General features: G+C 57.3%; 21 protein-coding genes. 10 read left to right on the top strand and 11 right to left on the bottom strand.

Going from position 1 to position 22,267, the window contains the following annotated elements; genetic code table 11:
• Positions 1 to 4: 4 nt before the first annotated feature.
• The 3 genes from rplC to serB form a co-directional block, all read right to left on the bottom strand.
• Positions 5 to 643 carry a 50S ribosomal protein L3 gene (gene rplC / locus DV711_RS17500; RefSeq protein WP_114697023.1) on the bottom strand — a complete coding sequence of 213 codons (639 nt, stop codon included), beginning with the start codon at positions 641 to 643 and terminating at the stop codon, positions 5 to 7.
• Between the two features lie 103 nt (positions 644 to 746).
• Positions 747 to 1,058, bottom strand: coding sequence for a 30S ribosomal protein S10 (gene rpsJ / locus DV711_RS17495; protein WP_114697022.1), 312 nt, complete (start codon positions 1,056 to 1,058; stop codon positions 747 to 749).
• A 256-nt stretch (positions 1,059 to 1,314) separates the two neighbouring features.
• Positions 1,315 to 2,526: a phosphoserine phosphatase SerB gene (gene serB, locus DV711_RS17490; RefSeq protein ID WP_114697021.1), complete on the bottom strand. Its 1,212-nt coding sequence runs from the start codon at positions 2,524 to 2,526 to the stop codon at positions 1,315 to 1,317.
• Positions 2,527 to 2,668: 142 nt separating this feature from the next.
• Between serB and DV711_RS17485 the strand changes: the two genes are divergently transcribed.
• Positions 2,669 to 4,087: a bifunctional DedA family/phosphatase PAP2 family protein gene (locus DV711_RS17485; RefSeq protein WP_114697020.1), complete on the top strand. Its 1,419-nt coding sequence runs from the start codon at positions 2,669 to 2,671 to the stop codon at positions 4,085 to 4,087.
• 15 nt (positions 4,088 to 4,102) lie between these two features.
• Here DV711_RS17485 and rnr read toward each other — a convergent pair whose 3' ends face one another.
• Positions 4,103 to 6,586, bottom strand: a complete 2,484-nt coding sequence (rnr, locus tag DV711_RS17480; RefSeq protein ID WP_207802680.1) for a ribonuclease R — start codon at positions 6,584 to 6,586, stop codon at positions 4,103 to 4,105.
• Between the two features lie 226 nt (positions 6,587 to 6,812).
• Here rnr and DV711_RS17475 point away from each other — a divergent pair, with 226 nt between their 5' ends.
• Complete coding sequence (locus tag DV711_RS17475; protein ID WP_114697018.1) at positions 6,813 to 7,550, top strand: TSUP family transporter; 738 nt, start codon at positions 6,813 to 6,815, stop codon at positions 7,548 to 7,550.
• Positions 7,551 to 7,639: 89 nt separating this feature from the next.
• On the opposite strand, the gene DV711_RS17470 is transcribed toward DV711_RS17475, so the two are convergent.
• Complete coding sequence (locus DV711_RS17470; protein WP_114697017.1) at positions 7,640 to 8,017, bottom strand: hypothetical protein; 378 nt, start codon at positions 8,015 to 8,017, stop codon at positions 7,640 to 7,642.
• Between the two features lie 43 nt (positions 8,018 to 8,060).
• Complete coding sequence (locus DV711_RS17465) at positions 8,061 to 8,807, bottom strand: hypothetical protein (RefSeq protein ID WP_133297482.1); 747 nt, start codon at positions 8,805 to 8,807, stop codon at positions 8,061 to 8,063.
• On the opposite strand from DV711_RS17465, the gene DV711_RS17460 reads away from it, so the two are divergent.
• The 6 genes from DV711_RS17460 to DV711_RS17435 all read left to right on the top strand — a co-directional run bounded on the left by DV711_RS17460 (position 8,806) and on the right by DV711_RS17435 (position 15,068).
• Positions 8,806 to 9,498: a response regulator transcription factor gene (locus tag DV711_RS17460; protein WP_114697015.1), complete on the top strand. Its 693-nt coding sequence runs from the start codon at positions 8,806 to 8,808 to the stop codon at positions 9,496 to 9,498. The two genes, DV711_RS17465 and DV711_RS17460, sit on opposite strands and share 2 nt — an antisense overlap.
• Positions 9,498 to 10,844: a sensor histidine kinase gene (locus DV711_RS17455; RefSeq protein WP_114697014.1), complete on the top strand. Its 1,347-nt coding sequence runs from the start codon at positions 9,498 to 9,500 to the stop codon at positions 10,842 to 10,844. The genes DV711_RS17460 and DV711_RS17455 overlap by 1 nt, the downstream gene beginning before the upstream one ends.
• 239 nt (positions 10,845 to 11,083) lie before the next feature.
• Complete coding sequence (locus DV711_RS17450; RefSeq protein ID WP_114697013.1) at positions 11,084 to 12,034, top strand: LuxR C-terminal-related transcriptional regulator; 951 nt, start codon at positions 11,084 to 11,086, stop codon at positions 12,032 to 12,034.
• A gap of 180 nt (positions 12,035 to 12,214) precedes the next feature.
• Positions 12,215 to 12,829 (top strand): cytochrome P460 family protein, encoded by a 615-nt coding sequence (locus DV711_RS17445; RefSeq protein ID WP_165840156.1) that lies wholly within the window; start codon positions 12,215 to 12,217, stop codon positions 12,827 to 12,829.
• A gap of 315 nt (positions 12,830 to 13,144) precedes the next feature.
• Entirely contained in the window at positions 13,145 to 13,726 is a 582-nt protein-coding gene (locus DV711_RS17440; RefSeq protein WP_114697011.1) for a c-type cytochrome, read from the top strand.
• 133 nt (positions 13,727 to 13,859) lie between these two features.
• Entirely contained in the window at positions 13,860 to 15,068 is a 1,209-nt protein-coding gene (locus tag DV711_RS17435) for a winged helix-turn-helix domain-containing protein (protein ID WP_114697010.1), read from the top strand.
• 16 nt (positions 15,069 to 15,084) lie between these two features.
• On the opposite strand, the gene DV711_RS17430 is transcribed toward DV711_RS17435, so the two are convergent.
• Complete coding sequence (locus tag DV711_RS17430; protein WP_114697009.1) at positions 15,085 to 15,774, bottom strand: winged helix-turn-helix transcriptional regulator; 690 nt, start codon at positions 15,772 to 15,774, stop codon at positions 15,085 to 15,087.
• A 163-nt stretch (positions 15,775 to 15,937) separates the two neighbouring features.
• On the opposite strand from DV711_RS17430, the gene DV711_RS17425 reads away from it, so the two are divergent.
• Positions 15,938 to 16,429: a flavin reductase family protein gene (locus tag DV711_RS17425; protein ID WP_114697008.1), complete on the top strand. Its 492-nt coding sequence runs from the start codon at positions 15,938 to 15,940 to the stop codon at positions 16,427 to 16,429.
• Positions 16,430 to 16,484: 55 nt separating this feature from the next.
• A complete protein-coding gene (locus DV711_RS17420) occupies positions 16,485 to 17,663 on the top strand; it encodes an acyl-CoA dehydrogenase family protein (RefSeq protein WP_207802679.1) in 1,179 nt (392 codons plus the stop codon).
• 63 nt (positions 17,664 to 17,726) lie between these two features.
• Here the strand turns inward: DV711_RS17420 and secF are convergent, their stop codons facing one another.
• From secF to tgt, 4 genes are all read right to left on the bottom strand, one after another.
• On the bottom strand, positions 17,727 to 18,662 hold the full coding sequence (gene secF, locus DV711_RS17415; RefSeq protein ID WP_243633873.1) for a protein translocase subunit SecF: 936 nt from the start codon (positions 18,660 to 18,662) through the stop codon (positions 17,727 to 17,729).
• 3 nt (positions 18,663 to 18,665) lie between these two features.
• Entirely contained in the window at positions 18,666 to 20,531 is a 1,866-nt protein-coding gene (secD, locus tag DV711_RS17410; RefSeq protein ID WP_114697006.1) for a protein translocase subunit SecD, read from the bottom strand.
• Positions 20,532 to 20,675: 144 nt separating this feature from the next.
• Positions 20,676 to 21,005, bottom strand: coding sequence for a preprotein translocase subunit YajC (gene yajC, locus DV711_RS17405; protein WP_114697005.1), 330 nt, complete (start codon positions 21,003 to 21,005; stop codon positions 20,676 to 20,678).
• Positions 21,006 to 21,030: 25 nt separating this feature from the next.
• The gene (tgt, locus tag DV711_RS17400; protein ID WP_114697004.1) at positions 21,031 to 22,152 is read right to left on the bottom strand and encodes a tRNA guanosine(34) transglycosylase Tgt; all 1,122 of its coding nucleotides are present in this window, start codon (positions 22,150 to 22,152) and stop codon (positions 21,031 to 21,033) included.
• Positions 22,153 to 22,267: the final 115 nt, after the last annotated feature.

The raw sequence follows: 22,267 nt of genomic DNA, 5'->3' as shown, positions 1-22,267 counted from the left end.
TCCCTTAGCCGCGCGCTTTAACCGCTGGTTTAACAATTACGTCACCGCCAGCAGCACCCGGAACCGCACCCTTGATCAGGAGCAGATTGCGTTCAGCGTCTACGCGAACGACTTCCAGAGTCTGTACGGTTACGCGCTCATCACCCATGTGACCAGCCATCTTCTTGCCCTTGAACACACGCCCAGGGGTTTGACACTGACCGATGGAACCAGGTGCACGGTGAGAGATTGAGTTACCGTGAGTCGCATCCTGCATCTTAAAGTTCCAGCGCTTAACGCCACCCTGGAAACCTTTACCTTTGGATTGACCGGTAACGTCGACCTTCTGACCTGCTTCAAAAGCTGAAACAGTCAGCTGATCGCCAACCTGGACTTCTTCGTCACCCGACAGGCGAAACTCCCACAAACCACGACCAGCTTCAGTGCTCGCCTTGGCGAAGTGACCCGCCTCCGGCTTGATTACACGAGAAGCCTTCTTAGCACCGACAGTTACCTGTACAGCGCTGTAGCCGTCAACCTCATCGGTCTTCAGCTGAGTAACGCGGTTCGGTTCCACCTCGATGACCGTGACTGGCACGGATACACCATCATCAGTGAATACACGGGTCATGCCCGCTTTCCGTCCGACTAAACCAATAGCCATTTTTAAACCTCTTGCCAGTTGAGTACGGGGCTTTAACCCACTATGGCTGCCCTTCTCAGAGCATTCCTCTACTTCATTTATATAGCGCTTACGCGCTTATCGATTAGCCCAGGCTAATTTGAACATCCACGCCCGCCGCAAGATCCAGCTTCATCAGCGCGTCGACTGTTTTTTCAGTCGGCTCGACGATATCCAGAACACGCTTGTGAGTACGGATCTCATATTGATCACGCGCGTCTTTGTTGACGTGCGGAGAGACCAGAACTGTAAAACGCTCTTTGCGAGTCGGGAGAGGGATCGGGCCACGCACCTGCGCGCCAGTACGCTTGGCAGTATCAACGATTTCCTGAGTGGAAGCGTCGATCAAGCGATGATCAAAAGCCTTCAATCGAATACGGATTTTCTGGTTTTGCATTTCGACCACAACTCCAAATGGAATTTATTAGGCAATAAACTGCCACCCCCAAAAAAAAGGGTACGGAATTGTACGCATTGGATAAAAAGCACGCAAGCGAAAATAGACGTTCTAACCGATTATTTTTTAACCCGTTAGAAAAACAGTGACTGGACACTGCTGGAGCCCCGATTTCGGGGTGATATAAGATGCTTTGTAGAGGAAGGAAAAGCATCAGGGGCGGCAATCATAACCGCCCCCACGCTAATAGCAAGACTTACTTTGGGACGTTGTCGCGATCGCGAAAACCAATCAAGTAAAGAATGCCATCCAGACCCAGGGTCGAGATCGCCTGCTTGGCACTCTGGCGTACCAGCGGCTTGGCTCGGAAGGCGATACCCAGGCCAGCAATCGACAGCATCGGCAGATCGTTGGCGCCATCACCAACCGCAATGGTCTGCTCCAGCCGGACCCCTTCATTGGCCGCGATCTCACGTAGCAGCTCGGCCTTGCGGTTACCATCGACCACCCGGCCGGTCACACGACCGGTGACTTTACCGTCTTCCACTTCAAGCTCATTGGCGTGTACATAATCGAAGCCCAGCTGCTGCTTCAGGTGCTCGCCGAAATAGGTGAAGCCACCGGACAGGATCGCGGTCTTGAAGCCCAGCGCCTTCAGACTCGAGACCAGCTCTTCGACCCCCTCGGTCAGCGGCAGCCGCTGCGCAACCTTTTCCAGCACGCCGGCATCCAGCCCCTTCAACAGAGCCACCCGACGCTCAAAGCTCTCGGTAAAGTCGATCTTGCCCTGCATCGCCTCTTCGGTGATCGCCGCCACCTGGTCGCCAACACCGGCCTCAATCGCCAGTTCGTCGATCACTTCGGCTTCGATCAGGGTCGAATCCATATCGAACACGACCAGACGGCGATTGCGACGGTAGATATCGTCCTTCTGAAACGCGATATCCACATCCAGTTCGCTGGCCGCTTTAAGAAATTCGGCACGCAACGTTTCGCTCGGCTCACCCCGGACCGAAAATTCGACACAGGCCTTGGTCGACTCTTCTCCATCGTCGAGCTGAACCCGGCCGGACAGGCGGCTGATATTGTCGATATTCAGCCCATGATCGGCGGCGATGCGGGTGACCTTGGCGATATGGCCGGCATTAATCCGTCGGGCCAACAGGGTAATAATGTGGCGCGACTTACCCTGTCCTTCGACCCAGCGGCTGTAGTCAGCCTGATCGACCGGGTCAAAACGGGTATTCATCCCCATCGCATGCATCCGGAACAGCACATCGCTAAGCACCGGCGAGGACTCGGACTGCTTCGGGATCTCCACCAGGATACCGAGCGATAAATTACTGTGGATAACCGCCTGACCGATATCCAATACATTCACCTGGTAACGGGCCAGGGTTTCAGTGATGGTTGAGGTCACTCCCGGCTTGTCTTCACCGGAGATGTTAATAAGGATGATCTCTTTCACGCCGCCGTTTCCTGATCGCTAAGCTATTAAAGGAGGCTATATGAAAACGTGACAAGCGAGAGCGCAGTCGTTTTCATAAAGCCTCAAAGGGGCGCTATTCTACCCCACAATCCATGACATTTAGCCATGACATCTAAACAGCATGTCCGAAACCCTCAGTATTCTGATCGACTGGCTTGATCAACACCCCCACTGGACCCTGATGGCGATCGGGCTCAGCGCCTTTGTCGAATCACTGGCGCTGATCGGCGTGATCGTACCCGGCGTGGCCTTGCTGTACGCGCTGGCCCTGCTGGCCGGCAGCGCCGAACTGAACCTAGGCCTCTGTCTGCTGGCCGCCATGCTCGGCGCCATCGCCGGCGACCTACTCAGTTTTGCGCTGGGCCGATACGCTCATCAACCCGCCCTGCGGCATTGGCCATTCAATCGGTATCCGGATTGGGTAACGCGGGGCGAGCGGTTTTTTCAACGCTACGGCGGCTATAGTGTCGCCATCGGTCGCTTCGTCGGCCCGATCCGGCCGGTGCTGCCGTTTGTCGCCGGTATGCTGCAGATGGCACCGCCACGCTTTATCGCCATCAACCTGGCATCGGCACTGCTGTGGGCGCCGGTCTATATCCTGCCCGGCTACCTGCTCGGCAAACTGGGCCGAGAAACCCTCCCCGAGCTTAGCAACCTCGGCGAAAACGGGATGCTGAATCTGCTGCTGTTGGGCCTGCTGCTACTGATACCGCTTATCGCCTTCGGCCTACACCGTTGGCTGCATCCGGAACACCCTCACCACCAGCGACTTGCACGCAGTCTACAACTGAAACCGCTGCGCAGCCCCCGCAGCGACGAGTTACCCCTGGCCTCGGCCCTGTTGGCTGGTGTGGCGCTGATCGGCTTTACGCTTCTGAGCCTGTCGGTAGTCCTGGGCAATCCCCTGGCACCGCTCGACCAAGGCCTGCACCAACTCAGCCAGCTGCTGAGAACCAACAGTCTTGATCATGGATTTATAGCGATCACCCTGATCGGCGATGGCTGGTTACTGGGGGGACTGAGTCTGGTGATCGCCCTGAGCCTGGCCACCCAGCAGCAATGGATCGCCGCGCTTCACTGGCTGGTGGCGATCCTAGCGGTGTTGAGTCTCAATACACTGGCCAAGAACGGCTTTGTGACGGAACGCCCGCAGGTGCTGCTGGAGCCTCTACAGTCCTACAGCTTCCCGTCGGGCCACACCAGCGCCACCGCACTCTGGTATTGCCTTCTCGCCGCTTTTATTGCCCAACACTGGCCCTACCGGCGACGCTGGCTCTGCTATGCCGCCACCCTGCTGCCGATTTCGGCGGTGGCTCTCTCACGCCTCTACCTGGGCGTTCACTGGTTCAGCGATATCGTCGGCGGTCTGCTGCTGGGCCTAACGGTCGCCGGCCTGATCCGCCTCAGCTACAGCCGCTTCGACCGTCAGCCGATTCACTGGCCTGTGTGGTTATGGCCACTGCTACTGTTGTGTATCGCAGTCTACATCGGCCTGCGATTCGAACATGCACTGCAGCTGTATCAGACCGCTAGAGGTTAGCGGCGCCCTTAATTATTAACGACGGCGCTTTTTCGCCGCACTGCTGGGCCCGCCGTTTCCAACCGACTTGGAGCCTCGTTTAGATCCGCCTTTGGTATTTCTTGATCCGCTGTTGGCGCTTCTAGACCCGCCGCTGGCGCTTCTAGATCCTCCACGGAAACCGGGCTTCGAACCGCTCTTGGCGTCGGCACCAAAACTACGCGGTGCCCGACGATCCTGCTTGCGGCCCTTCTTCTTGCTGAAGGTCTCCACCAGCTCGAAATCGATCTTACGCTCATCCAGATCCACCCGGACCACCCGGACCCGCAACTCGTCACCCAGACGATAGGTCACGCGGGTACGCTCACCGGTCAATCGCTGCTTGGCGGCATCGAAATGATAGTAATCCCCCTGCAACGCGGTCACATGGATCAGGCCTTCGGTGTGGATACCCTGCAGCTCGACAAACAGGCCGAATCCGGTCACCGCGCTGACCACGCCGTCGAACTCATCACCGATATGGTCGCGCATGTATTCGCACTTGAGCCAGGCCTGCACATCCCAGGTCGCTTCGTCGGCACGGCGCTCGGTCAGCGAGCAGTGTTCCCCCAGCTCCATCATCGCCGCCAGGTCGTACGGATACACCTTGCCGGCATCGGCCCGAGGTGCGCCTTCCACCCGTCGAACCGGCGGCTTGGCGCTCTTGCTCAGCAGCGATTTGACCCGCCCCATCAAGCCGCCCTTATCTAGAATCACCGAGCGGATCGCCCGGTGGACCAACAGATCCGGATAGCGCCGGATCGGTGAGGTAAAGTGGGCGTAAGCCGAATAGGCCAGACCAAAATGGCCTTCGTTGTCCGGGGTGTAGACCGCCTGCGACAGGGAGCGCAGCATCATGGTTTGAATCAACGCCGCATCGGGGCGCCCTTCGGCCTGCTGCAGCAACTGCTGGTAATCATCGGGGGTCGGCTTCTCGCCGCCGGGCAGGTTCAGGCCCAGCTCACCCAGGTAGGCGCGAAGGTTTTCCAGCTTCTGGGTCTTGGGGCCCTGGTGAACCCGGTACAGCGCCGGGATCTTCAACTTTTCGAGGAAGCGGGCGGTGGCCACGTTGGCGCACAGCATGCACTCTTCGATCAGTTTATGGGCATCGTTGCGCACCACCGGTACGATCTGATCGATCTTGCGGTCCGGCCCGAATACTATCCGGGTCTCGGTGGTTTCGAAATCGATCGCACCTCGCTCGTCGCGGGCTCCGCGCAAGGCCTGGTAGAGCCAGAACAGCTCGTACAGGTGTGGCACGATGTCCGGATGTTCCGCAGTCAACTGCTGCGCCACTGCTGACTCAGGCTCATCCAGCAGCGCACCGACCCGAGTGTAGGTCAGTCGCGCCTGGGAGCGGATCACCGCCTCATAGAATTGATAGCCGCTGAGTTTGCCCTTGGCACTGATGGTCATCTCGCACACCATCGCCAGCCGATCCACGTTCGGATTCAGCGAGCAGAGTCCGTTCGACAGCGCCTCCGGCAACATCGGCACCACCTGCTGAGGGAAGTAGACCGAGGTGCCGCGATTGCGCGCCTCCTGGTCCAGCGCCGAGCCGGGGCGGACATAGTGAGACACATCGGCGATGGCGACGTAGAGACGCCATCCGCCACCCTTTTTGGCCTCACAGTAGACCGCATCATCAAAGTCACGGGCATCTTCACCATCGATGGTAACGAGCGGCAGCTCCCGCAGATCGACCCGATGCTGCTTATCCTGCTCACGCACCTCGGCGCCGTATCTATTGGCTTCATCCGTCGCCGCATCGGGCCATAGATGGGGAATATCGTAGTTGCGGATCGCCACCTCGATCTCCATCCCCGGCGCCATCTGCTCACCCAGCACCTCGACCACCCGTGCTCGCGGGCGCCCCTTACTGGGCTGCACCAGCAACTCCACCAGCACGTACTGGCCGGTTTCGGCCCCGAGTCGATCCTCGTCGGCGATCACCACATCCTGGCTGATCTTGTTGTTCTCCGGGACCAGATAACCGATCCCAAAATCATCCACATAACGTCCCACCAACTGCTGGGTACAATGCTCCAGCACCTCGACCACGCTGCCTTCACGACGGCCGCGCTGATCGACACCGGAAACCCGCACCATCGCCCGATCGCCATGAAACAGCTTGCGCATCTGACGGTTATGCAGAAACACGTCATCCGAGCCGTCATCCGGACTCAGGAAACCGTAACCATCGCGATGGCCGATCACCCGCCCGGCCAGTAGATCCATCTTATCGGCCAGGCCGTACCCGCCACGGCGGGTATGCACCAACTGACCATCGCGCTCCATCGCCCGAAGTCGACGCCGCAACGCCTCGGTCTGCTGGTCCGACACCAGTCCCAGCTCGGTGCTGAGCTGCGGATGCGACATCGGCCGCCGCGCCTTTTTCAGCAGTTCGAGGATGTACTCGCGACTGGGGATCGGGTTGTCGTATTTCTTCGCTTCCCGGTCAGCGTAGGGATCACGGCTCATATCAGTACTCAATTCTGGGATGATAAACCGCTGCCAGAGTGCAGCGGCCTTAACCGCCGTAGCCCAGCAGATATTGGCAGGCGGTTATAAAAGTGTGGCGCATTGTTGCCGATTTAACCAACCACAACAACGCCAACAGATTGTTTTGAAGCACTTTAGCGTTAATTAACTTCAAAACTGCTAAACTTTGCCGCCTTTTTGGTACTTCAACAGATCCTAATTCGCCATGGAACTACCGATTCTTATCGCCATCGCCTTTGTTGCCGGCTTTATCAGCTCCATCGCCGGTGCCGGCGGACTGATCACGGTACCGGCGCTGCTGTGGTTCGGCATCCCGCCGTTACCGACCCTGGCGGTGAACAAGTTCCAGAGCATCTTCGGCACCCTGTCCTCCACCCTCAACTATTACCGCAAGGGCTTTATCGACTTCCGCCGTCTGCGTCGTGGACTGGTCTGCGCCCTGGTCGGCAGCGTCGCCGGCGCCCAGTGCGTGCAGTGGCTGGGCAACCAGCAGATGGAGCTGATCATTCCCTGGCTGCTACTCCTGCTGGCCGGTTACACCCTGTTCACCCCACGCCTGAGCGACGAAGACGCCAAGCCCCGACTGACACCACTGCAGTTCGACCTGATCGCCTGCACCGGCCTGGGCTTCTACGGCGGCTTCTTCGGCCCCGGCATGGGCTCGCTGTTTGCTCTGGCTCTGATCGGACTGATGGGACTCAACGCCCGCAGCGCCACCGCCCACGCCAAACCGCTGGTTCTGATCAGCAACGCCTCCGCCGCACTGATCTTTATCGGCAACGGTCAACTGATCTGGGAGCTGGCGATCGGGATGGCGGTAGCCCAGGCGATCGGCGCCCGAATCGGCTCCAATATGGTGATCAGCCAGGGCGCCAAACTGGTCAAACCGGTGCTGATCCTGGCTTTGCTGGCAGTTGCGGTGAAAATGCTACTGACCAGCTAATACTTTTTATCAGTTATTACTGACTCATGACTTACCCACAGACGCTGGACGGTCGAGTGGATCACCACCCGACCGGTTCCATCGCCCAGTTACTGCGTTTTCTGCTTACTCAGATACTCACGCATCTTTTCTCGACGCTGCTTCGCCTGCTCTGACCAAGTCTGATACTGAGTTTCATCTAGCACCTGCTGCATTGAGGTATCCAGCTCCTTACCGAGACCTCGCAAAGCGCGAAGCTGCGATAATCTGTTGCTACGCTGCTCGCCCTGAAGCTCAGAGAGATCGGCGAACATCTCTTTGTGAAGCCGATATACCTGTTCCGCCTGCTCATCGCTCAATTGCAACTGATCAGTCATCAGGTCTGTAGCGGTGCGGGCCCGCTCTTCGCTCAGATCGGCCGCGCTCAAGCTTGCGCTGCATGCAGCCACCAGGATAAGCGCCGGAATGAGTTTGCTGAGAGTTTTCATACATTGTTCCTACTTGGTAATGATTAAAGTCTGGGGCGATTCACTAGCGGCAATCAATGCTGTTCCCAGCGGCATCGGTACAGCTGCTACTACGTGTCACCACGCCGTTTTCTGCGTTCAGCGTCGTTTGATAGCTTTTGCCATCCGCTGTCTGGCCACTAAGGGTTCGGCTATGGCCAAGCTCACCCGTTTCATTCAGGTAAGTCTCCTTGCTGGACTCGAATGACCCGCCGTTCGCGCCCTCGACGGATTTGTTCGTGCTCCGATAACGACTGCCATCTTCTGCGCGGTAACTCTGGGTCACTTTGTAACCCTGCCCGCCGTCAGCCGTGCTGATGGCCTTAGTCTTTCGACGATAGCTGTTTCCCTCACCATCACTACGCGCAACCGAGCGGCTGTAGCGAGCTGCACCACTGTCACTGCTTGTCACTCGCCTATCGACACGTGCAGCACCCTTCTCTGAAACCATGGAACGAGTCTTATGGATAGAAGTACCCTGGGGACCGCTAACAATCCGCTTGCGGGAGACGCCATCGGCAAAGCTCGCATCCACCATGATCAGCACCAGGCTCGCAGCCAAAGCGACCGACCGAAACCGCTGTTTGAAGGTGGTTGAAATTCGTATCCTGTTCATGTTTTTGCTCTCTCGTGGGTTGATTGAAACGGCGATATTGCTGCTGACACGATAAAGCGATGGACAGCCTGTTTCTGTTAGGAACCAGTAAGGGTTTTGTAAGGTTTGTGTAAAGTGACTGTTACTACGGTGGGAGATAGCAGATAGTGCCGCCATGCCCCTGATCGAAGCCAACAAACTACTCGTTGTTGAAGACGACCCTGATGCTCAGCGGATGCTCTGTGAATACCTATCGCTGGAGGGGTTTAGCGTGCGCTGTGCCGATGATGGCGCCAACGGGCTTGAACAGGCCAAGCGCTGGTGTCCGGATCTGGTAGTGCTGGATGTGATGCTACCGGGATTAGACGGATTTGAAGTGCTTCGACAATTACGGCGAGACTCCTGCGTACCGGTTCTGATGCTGACCGCACGTCGAGAAGATATCGATAAAGTACTCGGCCTGGAGCTGGGCGCCGACGACTATCTTGCCAAACCGTACAACCCACGTGAGTTGGTGGCACGCATTCGAGCCATTCTCAGGCGTCTACCCGCGACTGCGCCTCAGAAGAACGGCGCCGATATGGCCATCGCCAACTTGGTGCTGTCGCCGTCCAGTTTTGAAGTCTACATAGATCGCCAAGCGATCGAGCTGACTCGCACCGAGTTCAAGTTGCTGAAAATTCTGATCGACAACCAATCCCAGGTGGTTGCCAAAGAACAGTTATCGCTTGAGCTGCTCAATCGACCACTAGAGATCTACGACCGCAGCCTGGATGTCCATGTCAGTAACTTACGCAAGAAATTGCAGCCTGCCGATGTGCAGATATTGACGACTCGCGGTGTCGGCTATCGCATTGAGGCGGTCTGATGGGGCGCTTTTTCTGGAAAATCTTCCTCTGGTTTCTGGCCAGCCTGCTGTCACTGTCAGCCCTGCTATACGGGCTGGCACTCTATAAATTATCCGACGACTCAAACCAGAACCACATCGTAGAGAGGCTGCTACAGCAGCGTGTCGAAGCGGTTGCCATTGCGCTCAGCTATGGCGGTAAGGCCGCCTTGCAGGAGTACCAACAAAATGTGGGCCGAGTCCTGCCAAGAATCTGGGTATTAGACCAGAATAATCACGACCTTCTCGGGCGACCTGTTCCAGCGGCCATTCTTGCATTGGAGGCCGATCAAATGATCACGCGGCAAGTCAAATCGACGGAGGGGGTTCGCTACCAACTCAGGGTCTACAACCCGCCACAACGGCTCACCGACCGCTTTCTTCCACGCACACAACCGTTTCGGCACCGGCTACCCAGTGCAGAACGCCTCAGCCTATTCGTGCTGGTCGGCGCCCTGGCTTGCGCCTGGCTGGCCTGGTACCTGACCCGGCCTATTCGAATCCTGTCGAGAGGAACCCGGGCGTTGGCACGCGGGGAGCTGGATCGGGCGATTGCGCCACAACTGGGTTCCCGCAAGGATGAGCTGGTATCGCTGGCACAAGACTTCGACAAAATGGCGCTATCGTTACACAACCGCCAACAGGCCCTACAGCAACTGTTGAACGATATTTCCCACGAATTGCGCTCACCGTTAACCCGAATTCGATTGCAGTTCGCCCTGCTGGAAAAGCACCAGCAACCAATTAACGAAACCGACAGCCAAGCCCTGGGGCAGGAGCTGGATCGTCTCGACGAGTTGATCGATCAAGTTCTGACCCTGGCCCGACTGGATGCGGAGAGCCACTACCCGCTGGATGATTTCATCGATCTAGCGGGACTGCTAAGCGCGATCTGCCAACAAGCCCAATCCGAAGCCCAGGCTAAAGGATGCCGAATCGAGTGCGACCTCCCCGACAATGAGATAGTCATCTCCGCCAATAAAGAGCTACTCCGGCGCGCATTCGAAAACATCATCCGGAATGCGGTGAAATACAACCCTGATCATGGTCAGGTGCGAGTGAACCTGAAACAACAACCGGGCCAGCGACTGTCCATCATGATTCAAGATCAGGGGCCCGGCGTTGAAGAGGCTCAGCTGGCTGCAATCTTCTCGCCGTTTTTCAGGTTTGACTCTTCACGACCCAAAGGAGGATATGGCTTAGGGCTGGCCATCGCGCAACGAGCAATACTTCGCCATGGCGGAACCATTGTTGCGTCCAACATAAGCGGTGGAGGATTAGCTGTACATATAGAGCTACCTTTTGCGCCAAGCCGATTGGAAGATTGAGACCATCGAAACCTGGCCGTGATCAAGCAAGGGCACTATCAGCACTCGGCTCATTTGCTGCGAAGAGTGCTGCTCATCAAGCCCACACTTCGCAACTCCCCTTTTTAGACAGCTCTCTGGTTCCACTGAGCACAACCAACTGGCTGCAAAAACACGCTCGGTCCTAAGATACTCTTACCCACAATCTGACTAAGTGATTTTTACGACGATATTGATACCGAGCGATTGAGATCGGCTCCATGAGTAAGAAACAACGACCGGATATTCCATCCCCCCTGCTGGAAAAGTGGCAGCATATTGTCGATCTGCTGGCCCAGCTAACCGGCACACCGGCCACACTGATCACTTGTGTGAGAAAAGACGAAATCTGCCTGCTGGTACGCAGCGACCAACTCGATAACCCGTTCCAGTACACTGGCTTCGGTAAACGCTGCAGCGACATGTACTGCGACGAAGTTATCCGTAATCAAAAGCCTTTACTGGTCGAAGATGCCACGCAATCCGATGACTGGAAAAACGCGCCAAAATTTGAGCAAGGCATGACCTTTTATCTTGGCTATCCATTAATTTGGCCGGATAGCGAGCCCTTCGGAACAATCTGCGTCATGGATCGCCGCAGCGATAATGAAGCTCAGAAGCACCATGCCCTGATAGAAGAGTTTCAGGCGTTGATCAATAACGATCTGATGCTGTTGCAAGAACTGGAGGACAACCGCCAACGGCAGCGACAACTTGAATATTCCCTGGAAGAACAAAACCTGGAACTCACCAGTCAATCAACAGACCTGGATGAAACTCACACGGCCCTGAGGGTGTTACTGCGGCAGCATGAGCAGGACCGCAAAGCGATCCGACTTGAGGCCAATGAAGAACTGACCCGGCTTGTGCTCCCCTATCTTGAAAGAATTGAACAGGAGGCGCTGAGCACCACACAGTCAAATTGCCTGGCCCGATTACGCCATCAGCTTTCCAGCACCGCCGACCAGCAATCCATTGCAACGACGCTGCTAAGCCCAACCGAGCAGAAAATTGTCAGGTTTATCCAACAGGACAAATCCAGCAAAGAGATCGCGGACCTAATGCATCTGGCAAAAAGCACCATCGACTTTCACCGGAAGAATATTCGAAAGAAGTTGGGGCTAAAAAGCGGTTCCATCAACCTTAAGAGCTACCTGACTTCCCGGGTATAACAAAGCCCTACAACCACTCTGCTATTTCTCCCCCATTTTCCTCGTATTCCCATCCACAGCCACGCTCTCTAGACTTTTCCCGGTGATTTATCAGGCTTCGGCTGTAGCCAACAGATGATCAATCAACATCTATGGGCGACCGACCGAAGCTATTTTCGATCTCTGTTTGGAAGCCAAATAATGATGAAACTAACACCGAATCCAACTGCGAAACTGACCGGCATGTTGATGCTAGCTTCTGCCTGTATCTTCAATCCCAGCTATGCAGAAGAACTCGCCTCGCCCGCCGAATTTAACGACAGCAACGAGCTGATCCTCCCGTTGGACTATCGCGAGTGGGTTCAGGTGGGTGCCAATGTATCTCCGAATGAACTCAATAACGGCAAGGCCCCTTTTAACGAGATGCGCACAATCTACATGGATCGAGGCGCCTTTCAGCACTGGAAGAAGACCGGTGAGTTTCGAACGGGCACCTTACTTCTCAAAGAAGTGATGGGGGTTGAGCGATACAAAGGGCTGACCGGCTCCGGATACGCAGCCGGTGAAGTCGTGGCGGTCGCCGGGATGCTGAAGGATCCGGTAAAGTTCGCCGATGAGCCGGGCAACTGGGGATTCTTCCGCTACGCCAAGCTTGAAAATAGCGATCTATTTCAAAAAACCAGTAAACAGCTTCCCACCGATAAGTGTTCGGGCTGCCATACCTCTGGCGCTCAGGACGATATGGTATTCACCCAACATTACCCCGTTCTAACTGACTCTAAGGGGACGGGTCGAGTCGCTGTGCCGGTGGAGTAAGGGCATCGAAGAGATGCTGAGATCCAATCAAGCCAGACGATACGAATCCTGATTGGTAACGACTTCGCCTTCCTGATTTTGCCGATGGCCAACCGATAGAAGCGTTGGCCATCGGCCCTGAACGGATTAAACCGACCCTGATCCTCGCCATGCTAGCAGCTGCAATAAAAATACTGGTCGCCGACCAGCCCCTACCCGGATTAACACGCCTGCCGAACAATCTTCCCCTCCCATTCAGAGCCGATTCATCTAAAGCTCTCTACGCTGACCTCAATTCGATACAATGTTGACAAATATCACTACGAGGTTAGATCGATGGCTAGCAAAACTCCCTTTCTCTGCGTTTCAGCGGTAACCGCGCTATTACTGGTCGGCTGCGGTGACGATAAGCAGACCGCATCCACTCCAGCAGCGCCCGAGCAGAAAGCGGCGCAACCCGCCCCGGAGCCAGAGGCAGCCAAGCCGATGGTTGAGCAGGTCAAAGAGGAAGTAACGAACGCTGTCGATGCGGCGGCGGACACGGCCGAACAGATGACCGACAAGGCCGAGCAGATGGCTGAGGAGATCAAAGAGCAGGCTGCCGATACAATGGAGAAGGCCGAACAGAAAGCCACCGATATGGTCGCCAGCGTTTCGGAACAAGTGACTCCGACAGCAGCCAGCGGCGAATCCACCTACAAGAGCCTGTGCTTCAGCTGCCACGACACCGGCCTTGCCGGCGCGCCTAAACTGGGCGACAAAGCCGCTTGGGAGCCGCGCCTAGCCAATGGCATCGAAGCAATCTATAACACCGCGATCAATGGCAGAGGCGCGATGCCCGCCAAGGGCGGCAACCCGGGTCTGAGCGATGCCGATGTGAAGGCAACTGTCGACTACATGATCTCGACCGTCAACTGATCCAAAACCCGCAACCATCCGGTGTGAGCCATCCCCCGCATTAATCGGGTGGCTCACCCTCCGACAACTTTGCCTTGAATCGCTTCTGCGTTAGCCTTGGCCGATCCGATAGATCCAACCGGGCTGTTTCGCCATGACCGAAACGCTGTCGCTGCCCCAGGCGCGAAAGCTCATCCTTCACTCACAGCATCTGCCCCCGGCAAAGTCGAAAGGGCGCGCTATCGATGCCACCCTGTCGGTGATTGAACGGCTCGGCTATATCCAGATCGACACGATCTCGGCGATTCAACGGGCTCATCACCACACGCTATGGAACCGCAACCCAGGCTACCAACCCGAACAACTGGATAAACTGCTCCTATCCGGGCAGGTGTTCGAGTACTGGTCCCACGCCGCCTCGTACCTGCCGATGCGGGATTACCGCTTCAGTCTTCCGCGCAAGCAGGCGATCGCCAGCAGCGAGCAGAACCACTGGTACCGACCCGAGCCAAAGCTGGTGCAGCAGGTATTGGATCGAATCCGGATCGACGGCCCATTGATGGCCAGGGATTTCGAACAAGCGGCGAAGAGCAACGCCAAACCCGGCGACTGGAACAGCAAGCCCGCCAAGCAGGCGCTGGAAACCCTGTTTATGCAGGGCGAGCTGATGGTGGCCCACCGCAGCAACTTCCATAAGGTCTACGATCTGACCGAGCGGGTACTGCCTGCCGGTGTCGATACCCGCCTGCCCGACCCCGAAACCCATGAACGTTTTCTGATCCGCCGCTATCTGGAGGCTAACGGCCTGGGTCGGGCGAGTGAGATCGCGTATTTGTTGAAGAACATCAAGTCACGGATCAACGATCGTGTGCAGCAGATGCTGTCCGACGGCGAGTTGCTGTCGCTGCAGGTTGGCGGGCTGCCCTATGTGGCCCTGCCCGACGCCCTGTCGTTGCTCGACAAACCCTTGGCACGCAGCAAGCTGAAGATTCTGTCGCCGTTCGACAACCTGTTGATTCAACGCCAACGGACGCTGGCCCTGTTCGGCTTTGATTACCAAATCGAGTGTTACCTGCCCGCCGCTAAACGCCGTTTCGGCTATTTCTCGTTGCCGATTCTGTGGAGTGGAAAACTGGTGGCACGAATGGACTGCAAGGCCGAACGACGGGAAGGGCGGCTGCATATCCGGCACCTGGCTCTGGAGCCCGGTCTGAAGCAGCTCGATGGCTTTGCCGCCGCCTTGGCCAAAGAACTGCGCCGCTTTGTGGCGTTCAACCAATGCCATCAACTCGTGTTGCACCGAACCAGCCCGAGTTCGGCCCATCGGCTAATCAACTCCGGGTTGTTCCCTCTTGTCGACTAAACCCGGCGGCCAGCCATTAGGCAACGATATCACTGGCCGGCTGTAACCCCGCCCATAGGCTCGGCTTGATCCACTGCTGAATCGTGCCGGTCAACTGCTTAGGGCCAACCAACTCCAGCTCGCCTTGGTTGATGGCGGCTCGATAGCTGATATCCCCCATCCAGAGCTGGCACATCACCCGCACACAACAGTTCAAGTAGACATCGACCTCCTTGCCGGGGTCATGGACACAGACATCCACCTGATCATCGCTCACCACCAACCACCAGCTGGGGTACTCCTTCACGTCGCTGAAGTTGAACCGAATCACGGTTTCCTTTCCCAACAGATATTGCGGCTGAATGCTGCGCTCCAGATACAGCATCAACAGCTCGAGGTCATAATCCTCTTCGGTCAACTGGTGGCGCGCCCAATGCATCCCCCAGATCCCCATCTGCTCGATAACGGGGTAAAGCTCTTTGCAAGCCTGGGTGGGAAAGTATTCGTAGCCCCGCTGACCGGGAATCCGCTTCTTGAACAGCAGCCCTTCATCAACCATCTGGCTGAGCCGCTTGGTCAATACGGTTGGTGATATCTGGGACAGCCCGCGTTGAAACTCATTGAAACGGGTACTACCACAGAGTGCATCCCGGACAATCAACAGCGTCCACTTCTCACCCAATACCTCCATGGCCTTGGAAATGGGGCAAAACTGGTTATAGACCATCGCACCGCTCCCAATTACACAAACGATAGTTCGTTACTACATTTCGCGTAGTTAGTTACTACAGGTTACGAACTATTCCCCAAACTCGCCATTTTCTACGCTGGTTATGTAGCAAAACAAAGCCAAACCTTCCCCCCGGAAGGCCTGAACAGGAGATGGCGACATGTGCAAAGTACTCACTCCCAGTAAAGAGACACGCGCACTGCGCGGCACTTTCGGCAAATACCCCACCGGCGTTGCGGTGGCGATTGCGCAAAACGACGAGGGTGAACTGGTGGGCATGACCATCAACAGCTTCACCAGCGCCTCCATGGTCCCGCCACTGGTCACCTGGTGTATCGATCGCAAAGCCGCCAGCTATTGCACCTTCGCCAACTGCCAAGGTTTTTCGCTGACGATTTTGTCTGCAAAGCAGGCCGATCTGGCGCAGCGCTTTGCCACCCGCGGCATCGACAAATTTAAGGATATCAAGCTGGACAACAGCCATAGCATTCCAGCACTGGCCGGTGGCAGCGCGGTGATGCGCTGTCATCACTATCGCTCGATGCTGATGGGCGATCACTTGATTCTGGTGGGCCTGGTGATGGATCACGACCAAACCGACAAGCAGCCGCTGGTGTTTGCCGAAGGCCAGTTCCAGCGGCTGGCCAGCTAGCCGAAATCAGCAACCCAGACTGCCCATAACCCCTGATCCCTCGAGGAGGACTATCATGAATATTCAACAAGCAGTTGCTGCCAACACCCACTGGGAGGATCAGCATATGAACCTGCAAAGCTCACTGGAGGATCGGTTAGCTGCGATCGGTGACGAGTTATCCCACAATGGCAAATTCGCCGACGAGAATGACCAGTTTTCCATCACCAACTATAGCCTGCTGAAAGAGGCGAAGCTCTTTTCCGCCCTGGTGCCCAAGGAACTCGGCGGCGGCGGGCATCGCTACAGCGACGTCTGCGCCATGCTCGCCCAACTGGCCACCTACCACCCCTCTACCGCGCTATCCTGCTCCATGCACCAGCATATTATTGCCGCCAACCGCTACAACTACCTCAACGGCAAACCCGGACAGGCACTACTGGAAAAAGTGGCCGCTAACGAACTGGTGCTGGTCAGTACCGGTGCCGGAGACTGGCTCGCCTCCACCGGTGAACTGACCAAAACCGAAGGTGGTTTTCTGTTCTCCGGCCTGAAACACTTTGCCAGCGGATCACCGGCGGGCGATGTGATCGTCACCTCAGGCCCCTATGAGGATCCCGAACATGGCTGGCAGGTACTGCACTTCCCGGTCGCCGCCAAGGCCGAAGGTGTCACCATCCTGGATAACTGGCAGCCGATGGGGATGCGCGGCACCGGCTCAAACAGCCTCAAGCTGGAAAACGTATTCGTCCCCGAAGAGTCCGTGGTGGTACGACGCCCTCGCGGCGATTACCACGCCATCTGGAGCACGGTACTGCCGGTGGCGCTGCCGTTGATCATGTCGGCCTACCGTGGCATCGCCAAGGCAGCGGCCGACAAAGCCCGGGAGCGCTGCCGCAACAGTGTCGATCCGGTTACCCCCTATCTGCTGGGAGAGATGGAAAATGCAATGACCACCGCCGACCTGGCCGTCGACGACATGATCCGTCTGGTTAACGAATTCGACTTCAGCGCGGATCTGGATGCCGCCAACGAGATGGTAAAACGCAAAACCATTGCCGCGGCCGCCTGCAAGGAAACCGCCGCAAAAGCAGTAGAAGCCTGTGGTGGTCCGGGTTACCTGCGCCCCTTCGGTATCGAATGCCTGCTGCGGGATGTGATGGCCTCCCACTTTCACCCATTGCAGGAAAAGCGTCAGCATCTATTCACCGGCTCGCTGGCGATGGGCAAGGAGCCTCCGAGCCAGGCATTTTAAGGCAGCCACTCAGACACAAAAAAGCCGGCATCAAGCCGGCTTTTTACGATAGGACGGTAACGATCAGGGACGATCGTCTTCCTCTTCCTCTTTGACCGGCGGCAGCAGGTCTTCGCGGGTCACGTTCATCGCCAGCAGCACGTTGGCCGCCACGTAGATCGACGAGTAGGTACCGACCAGCACACCGATCATCAGCGCGGTAGCGAAGCCGTGGATCATCTCGCCACCGAAGAAGAACAGCGCCAGCAATACCAGCAAGGTGGTCAACGAGGTCACCAAGGTCCGACCCAGAGTCTGGTTCAGCGACACATTGATGATCTCTTCCGACGAGCCCTTACGCAGCTTGCGGAAGTTCTCACGAATCCGGTCGGAGACCACGATGGTGTCGTTGAGCGAGTAACCGATTACTGCCAGCAGCGCCGCCAGTACGGTCAGATCGAAGTCCAGTTTCAGGATCGAGAACAGTCCCAGCACGATCAGCACGTCGTGAGCCAGGGCGACAACCGCACCGACCGAGAACTTGAACTGGAACCGCATCGCCACGTACAGCATCACGATCGCCAGGGCCAGCAGCATCCCTAGACCGCCCTGCTCGCGCAGCTCGTCACCCACCTGGGCACCGACGAACTCCGAACGCAACAGCTCAACGTCTCCGGTACTACCGGAGCGCAACGCCGCCAGTACGTCATCACCCAGGGTCGGGGTATGGTCTTCCTGCAACCGCACCATAATGTCGGTGGGCGAGCCGAAGGTCTGCACGATAGCGGACTCGTAACCGGCACCGACCAGGGTCTGGCGGATCTCGTCCAGCGGCTTCTCTTGGCTGTACTCGACTTCGATCAGCGCACCGCCGGTGAAGTCCAGGCCGAACTGCAGCTGATTGATAAACAGCGACAGGATCGATGCCAGCAGTACCGCGATCGATACACCGGCCATCACCTTGCGCAGCGCCATGAAATTGAAGCTGCGTTCCTCGTTAGTCATGGTTGTGGTACTCATTGCTTACACCCCCCAACCGATCGACAGTTTGTTGATCTTACGGCCGCCGTAGGTCACGTTGACCAGCGCACGGGTCACCATGATGGCGGTGAACATGGAGGAGATAATCCCCAGCGACAGGGTCACGGCGAAGCCCTTGACCGGGCCGGTACCGACCGCGAACAGGATCACCGCCACCAGCAGGGTGGTGATGTTGGCATCAAAGATGGTGGAGAAGGCGCGATCGTAACCGGCATTGATGGCCGATTGCGGCGGCAAGCCGTTTTTCAGCTCCTCCTTGATCCGCGAGAAGATCAGCACGTTGGCGTCCACCGCCATACCGACCGTCAGTACGATACCGGCGATACCCGGTAGCGTCAGCGTCGCCGACAGCATCGACATCGCCGCGGTCAGCAGCGCCAGGTTCAACGCCAGCGCGATATTGGCGACAATACCGAACACCTTGTAGAACGCCAGCATGAACAGCACCACCAGGGCCAGACCGATCTTGACCGAGGTAACCCCCAGGTCGATGTTCTGTTGACCCAGGCTCGGGCCGACGGTCCGCTCTTCAACGAAGTAGATCGGCGCCGCCAGGGCACCGGCACGCAGCAGCAGAGCCAGTTCAGAGGACTCGCCGGCGCCGTCCAGGCCGGTGATCCGGAAGCTGGAGCCCAGCGCCGTTTGAATGGTCGCCAGCGAGATGATCTCTTTCTCGACGTACGGGATCCGCTTCTCAACTTCGACGCCGTTCTCCTGCACGTAGCGGGTACGGGTCTTATGCTCGATAAACAGCACCGCCATGCGACGCTGAACCGCGTTACGGGTAACCCGGTTCATCAGCTTACCGCCGTTGGCATCGAGGGTGATCGACACCTGCGGCTGGCCGTTCTCATCAAAGTTAGCCTGGGCGTTGGCCACCGAGCTACCGGTGATGATGATATCTTTCTCCAGCCGCGCATCCGGACGCCCCTCTTCACGGAAGGGGTAGGATTCGGTGCTGGCACGACCCGCATCCGGAGTCGCTTCGAGACGGAACTCCAGATTGGCGGTCTTACCCAGAATCCGCTTGGCCTGGGCGGTGTCCTGGACACCCGGCAGCTGAACCACGATCCGGTTACGGCCCTGACGCTGCACCAGCGGCTCGGCCACACCCAGCTCGTTGACCCGGTTACGGATGGTGGTCAGGTTCTGCTTGATCGCGTAATCCTCGATCTGACGGACGGTCGCCTCGGTCAGGTTGACGCCCACGGCAAATTCACCGTCGATCTCCTCTTCGGTCAGCAGGAACTCGTTGTAGTCTCGACGCAGCAGCGAGTAGCCTTCGTCGCGCGCTTCCTGGTTGGCGAACTTCACCAGCAGGCTGCCGTCGGCCTTATGATCAACGCCGCGGTAACGGATCCGCTCGCTACGCAGCTTGGTCTTGATCTCGCTGACGTAGACGTCCAGGCGCTGCTTGACCGCCGCAGCCATGTCCACTTCCATCAGGAAGTGAACCCCACCGCGCAGGTCCAGACCCAGTTTCATCGGTCCGGCACCGATCGAGGTCAGCCAGTCCGGCGTAGTTGCCGCCAGGTTCAGTGCGGTAACGTAGTCGTCGCCCAGTGCACGGCTGATCGCGGCCTTGGCGCGCAGCTGATCGTCGGAACTTCCGACCCGAATCAGCAAGCCCTTGTCGAGCAGCTCAGCCCCTTTGGTGGCGATACCGGCCCGATCCAGCCCCTTCAGGGCGCGGTCGAGGGTCTGTTGTGAAAGCGGAGTGGAAGAGCTGGCACCGGAGACCTGCACCGCGTAATCGTCCGGGTACAGGTTGGGCGCCGCATAGACTCCACCGATCACCAAGATAAAGATGATCAGTAGATTCTTCCAAAGCGGATATTTGTTGAGCATAACGCTCGACTCCTATTGATAAGAAGCTTAGAAGCTACGGACACCGGCAAAAATTGCCGATGCTGTCAGACAGACTAATAAACACAAAACGCCACAACCCGGAGGCGGTGGCGTTTTATGAAAGACTCACTACAACACGTCGGCTTAGATATCCTTGATGGTACCTTTGGGCAGCGCGGCGGCGATGTGCATCTTCTGGAACTTCAGCTCGACGTTGTCGGATACGCTCAGTACCACGTAGTCTTCGTCGATCTTGGTGACCTTGCCCAGCAGGCCCGCGCTGGTTACTACCTCATCACCCTTGGACAGATCGGCAACCAATGCCTTGTGCTCTTTGGCACGCTTGCTTTGCGGACGCCAAACCATGAAGTAGAAGATCGCCGCAAAGCCGACCAGGAAGATCAGGCCGGAAAGGTCACCACCGGGGCCAGCGGCACCGGTTTCCGCCATGGCGGGAGAGATAAAAAAGCTCATTGATTGCTCCTGAAAATACGGATTCTTAATCCTGCGCTAGCGCGGGAACGTCTTGACCGCGCTTGCGGTAGAAATCGGTTACAAAGTCGCTCAATTTACCCTGTTCAATGGCGCTTCGCAATCCGCTCATCAGGTTTTGGTAGTAGCGCAGGTTGTGGATGGTATTGAGCTGTGCGCCCAGCATCTCCTTGCATTTGTCCAAGTGATACAGATAAGCGCGGCTGAAATTTTGACAGGTGTAGCAGTCACACTCCGGATCCAGCGGCCGGGTGTCGTGACGGTGTGTTGCATTGCGAATTTTGATCACCCCCTCGGAGGTGAACAGATGGCCGTTGCGGGCATTGCGGGTCGGCATCACACAGTCGAACATATCGACGCCGCGACGAACCCCTTCAACCAGGTCTTCCGGCTTGCCGACACCCATCAGATAACGCGGCTTGTCCTCCGGCATCTTCGGGGTGGTGTAGTCAAGCACCTTCATCATCTCGTCCTTGGGCTCTCCCACGGACAGACCACCGATGGCATAGCCGTCAAAACCGATCTCGGTCAGCCCGGCCAGCGACTCGTCGCGCAGCGCCTCGTACATGCCGCCCTGGACGATACCGAACAGCGCCGACGGATTGTCACCGTGGGCGTCCTTGGAACGCTTGGCCCAACGCAGCGACAGACGCATCGACTCGGCGGCCTGTTGCTCGGTGGCCGGGTACGGGGTGCATTCGTCGAAGATCATCACGATATCCGAGCCCAGCTCACGCTGAACCTCCATCGAGCGCTCCGGGGTCAGCTCCACCTTGGAACCGTCCACCGGCGACTGAAACTTCACCCCGTGCTCGGTGATCTTGCGCATCGCCCCGAGGCTGAACACCTGAAAACCACCGGAATCGGTCAGGATCGGGCCTTTCCACTGGACGAAGCCGTGCAGGTCGCCGTGCTCCTGCACCACCTGGGTACCGGGACGCAGCATCAGGTGGAAGGTGTTGCCCAAAATAATGTGAGCACCGGATTCCTCGATATCCCGCGGCAGCATCCCCTTAACGGTACCGTAGGTGCCGACCGGCATAAACGCCGGGGTCTCGACATCACCACGCGGGAAGCTCAGGCGACCGCGACGGGCCTTACCGTCGGTAGCCAGCAGCTCGTAATCCATAAAACATTTTCTGGTCACTGAGGACTCCATCAATCTTGCAAATTCTTAATTCAAACCAGCTAACCATTCAGCGTGAGGATAAGCACACTGGGGTTAGGTAAAAGCCGGCGAGCAA

This window comes from Motiliproteus coralliicola (genome assembly GCF_003345655.1).
GTDB lineage: Bacteria > Pseudomonadota > Gammaproteobacteria > Pseudomonadales > Balneatricaceae > Motiliproteus > Motiliproteus coralliicola.
The sequence above is the reverse complement of the archived record's forward strand: the minus strand, read 5'-3'. Positions and strand labels throughout refer to the sequence as shown.

Coding starts and splice junctions, on each gene's coding strand:
- DV711_RS17485 (WP_114697020.1), top strand. CDS start 2,669: ATGTCCGAAACCCTCAGTATTCTGATCGACTGGCTTGATCAACACCCC.
- DV711_RS17445 (WP_165840156.1), top strand. CDS start 12,215: ATGATGAAACTAACACCGAATCCAACTGCGAAACTGACCGGCATGTTG.
- DV711_RS17470 (WP_114697017.1), bottom strand. CDS start 8,017: ATGAAAACTCTCAGCAAACTCATTCCGGCGCTTATCCTGGTGGCTGCA.
- DV711_RS17435 (WP_114697010.1), top strand. CDS start 13,860: ATGACCGAAACGCTGTCGCTGCCCCAGGCGCGAAAGCTCATCCTTCAC.
- rnr (WP_207802680.1), bottom strand. CDS start 6,586: ATGAGCCGTGATCCCTACGCTGACCGGGAAGCGAAGAAATACGACAAC.
- rpsJ (WP_114697022.1), bottom strand. CDS start 1,058: ATGCAAAACCAGAAAATCCGTATTCGATTGAAGGCTTTTGATCATCGC.
- secD (WP_114697006.1), bottom strand. CDS start 20,531: ATGCTCAACAAATATCCGCTTTGGAAGAATCTACTGATCATCTTTATC.
- secF (WP_243633873.1), bottom strand. CDS start 18,662: ATGAGTACCACAACCATGACTAACGAGGAACGCAGCTTCAATTTCATG.
- DV711_RS17425 (WP_114697008.1), top strand. CDS start 15,938: ATGTGCAAAGTACTCACTCCCAGTAAAGAGACACGCGCACTGCGCGGC.
- yajC (WP_114697005.1), bottom strand. CDS start 21,005: ATGAGCTTTTTTATCTCTCCCGCCATGGCGGAAACCGGTGCCGCTGGC.
- DV711_RS17460 (WP_114697015.1), top strand. CDS start 8,806: ATGCCCCTGATCGAAGCCAACAAACTACTCGTTGTTGAAGACGACCCT.
- tgt (WP_114697004.1), bottom strand. CDS start 22,152: ATGGATTACGAGCTGCTGGCTACCGACGGTAAGGCCCGTCGCGGTCGC.
- DV711_RS17465 (WP_133297482.1), bottom strand. CDS start 8,807: ATGGCGGCACTATCTGCTATCTCCCACCGTAGTAACAGTCACTTTACA.
- DV711_RS17430 (WP_114697009.1), bottom strand. CDS start 15,774: ATGGTCTATAACCAGTTTTGCCCCATTTCCAAGGCCATGGAGGTATTG.
- DV711_RS17450 (WP_114697013.1), top strand. CDS start 11,084: ATGAGTAAGAAACAACGACCGGATATTCCATCCCCCCTGCTGGAAAAG.
- DV711_RS17455 (WP_114697014.1), top strand. CDS start 9,498: ATGGGGCGCTTTTTCTGGAAAATCTTCCTCTGGTTTCTGGCCAGCCTG.
- rplC (WP_114697023.1), bottom strand. CDS start 643: ATGGCTATTGGTTTAGTCGGACGGAAAGCGGGCATGACCCGTGTATTC.
- DV711_RS17420 (WP_207802679.1), top strand. CDS start 16,485: ATGAATATTCAACAAGCAGTTGCTGCCAACACCCACTGGGAGGATCAG.
- DV711_RS17440 (WP_114697011.1), top strand. CDS start 13,145: ATGGCTAGCAAAACTCCCTTTCTCTGCGTTTCAGCGGTAACCGCGCTA.
- DV711_RS17475 (WP_114697018.1), top strand. CDS start 6,813: ATGGAACTACCGATTCTTATCGCCATCGCCTTTGTTGCCGGCTTTATC.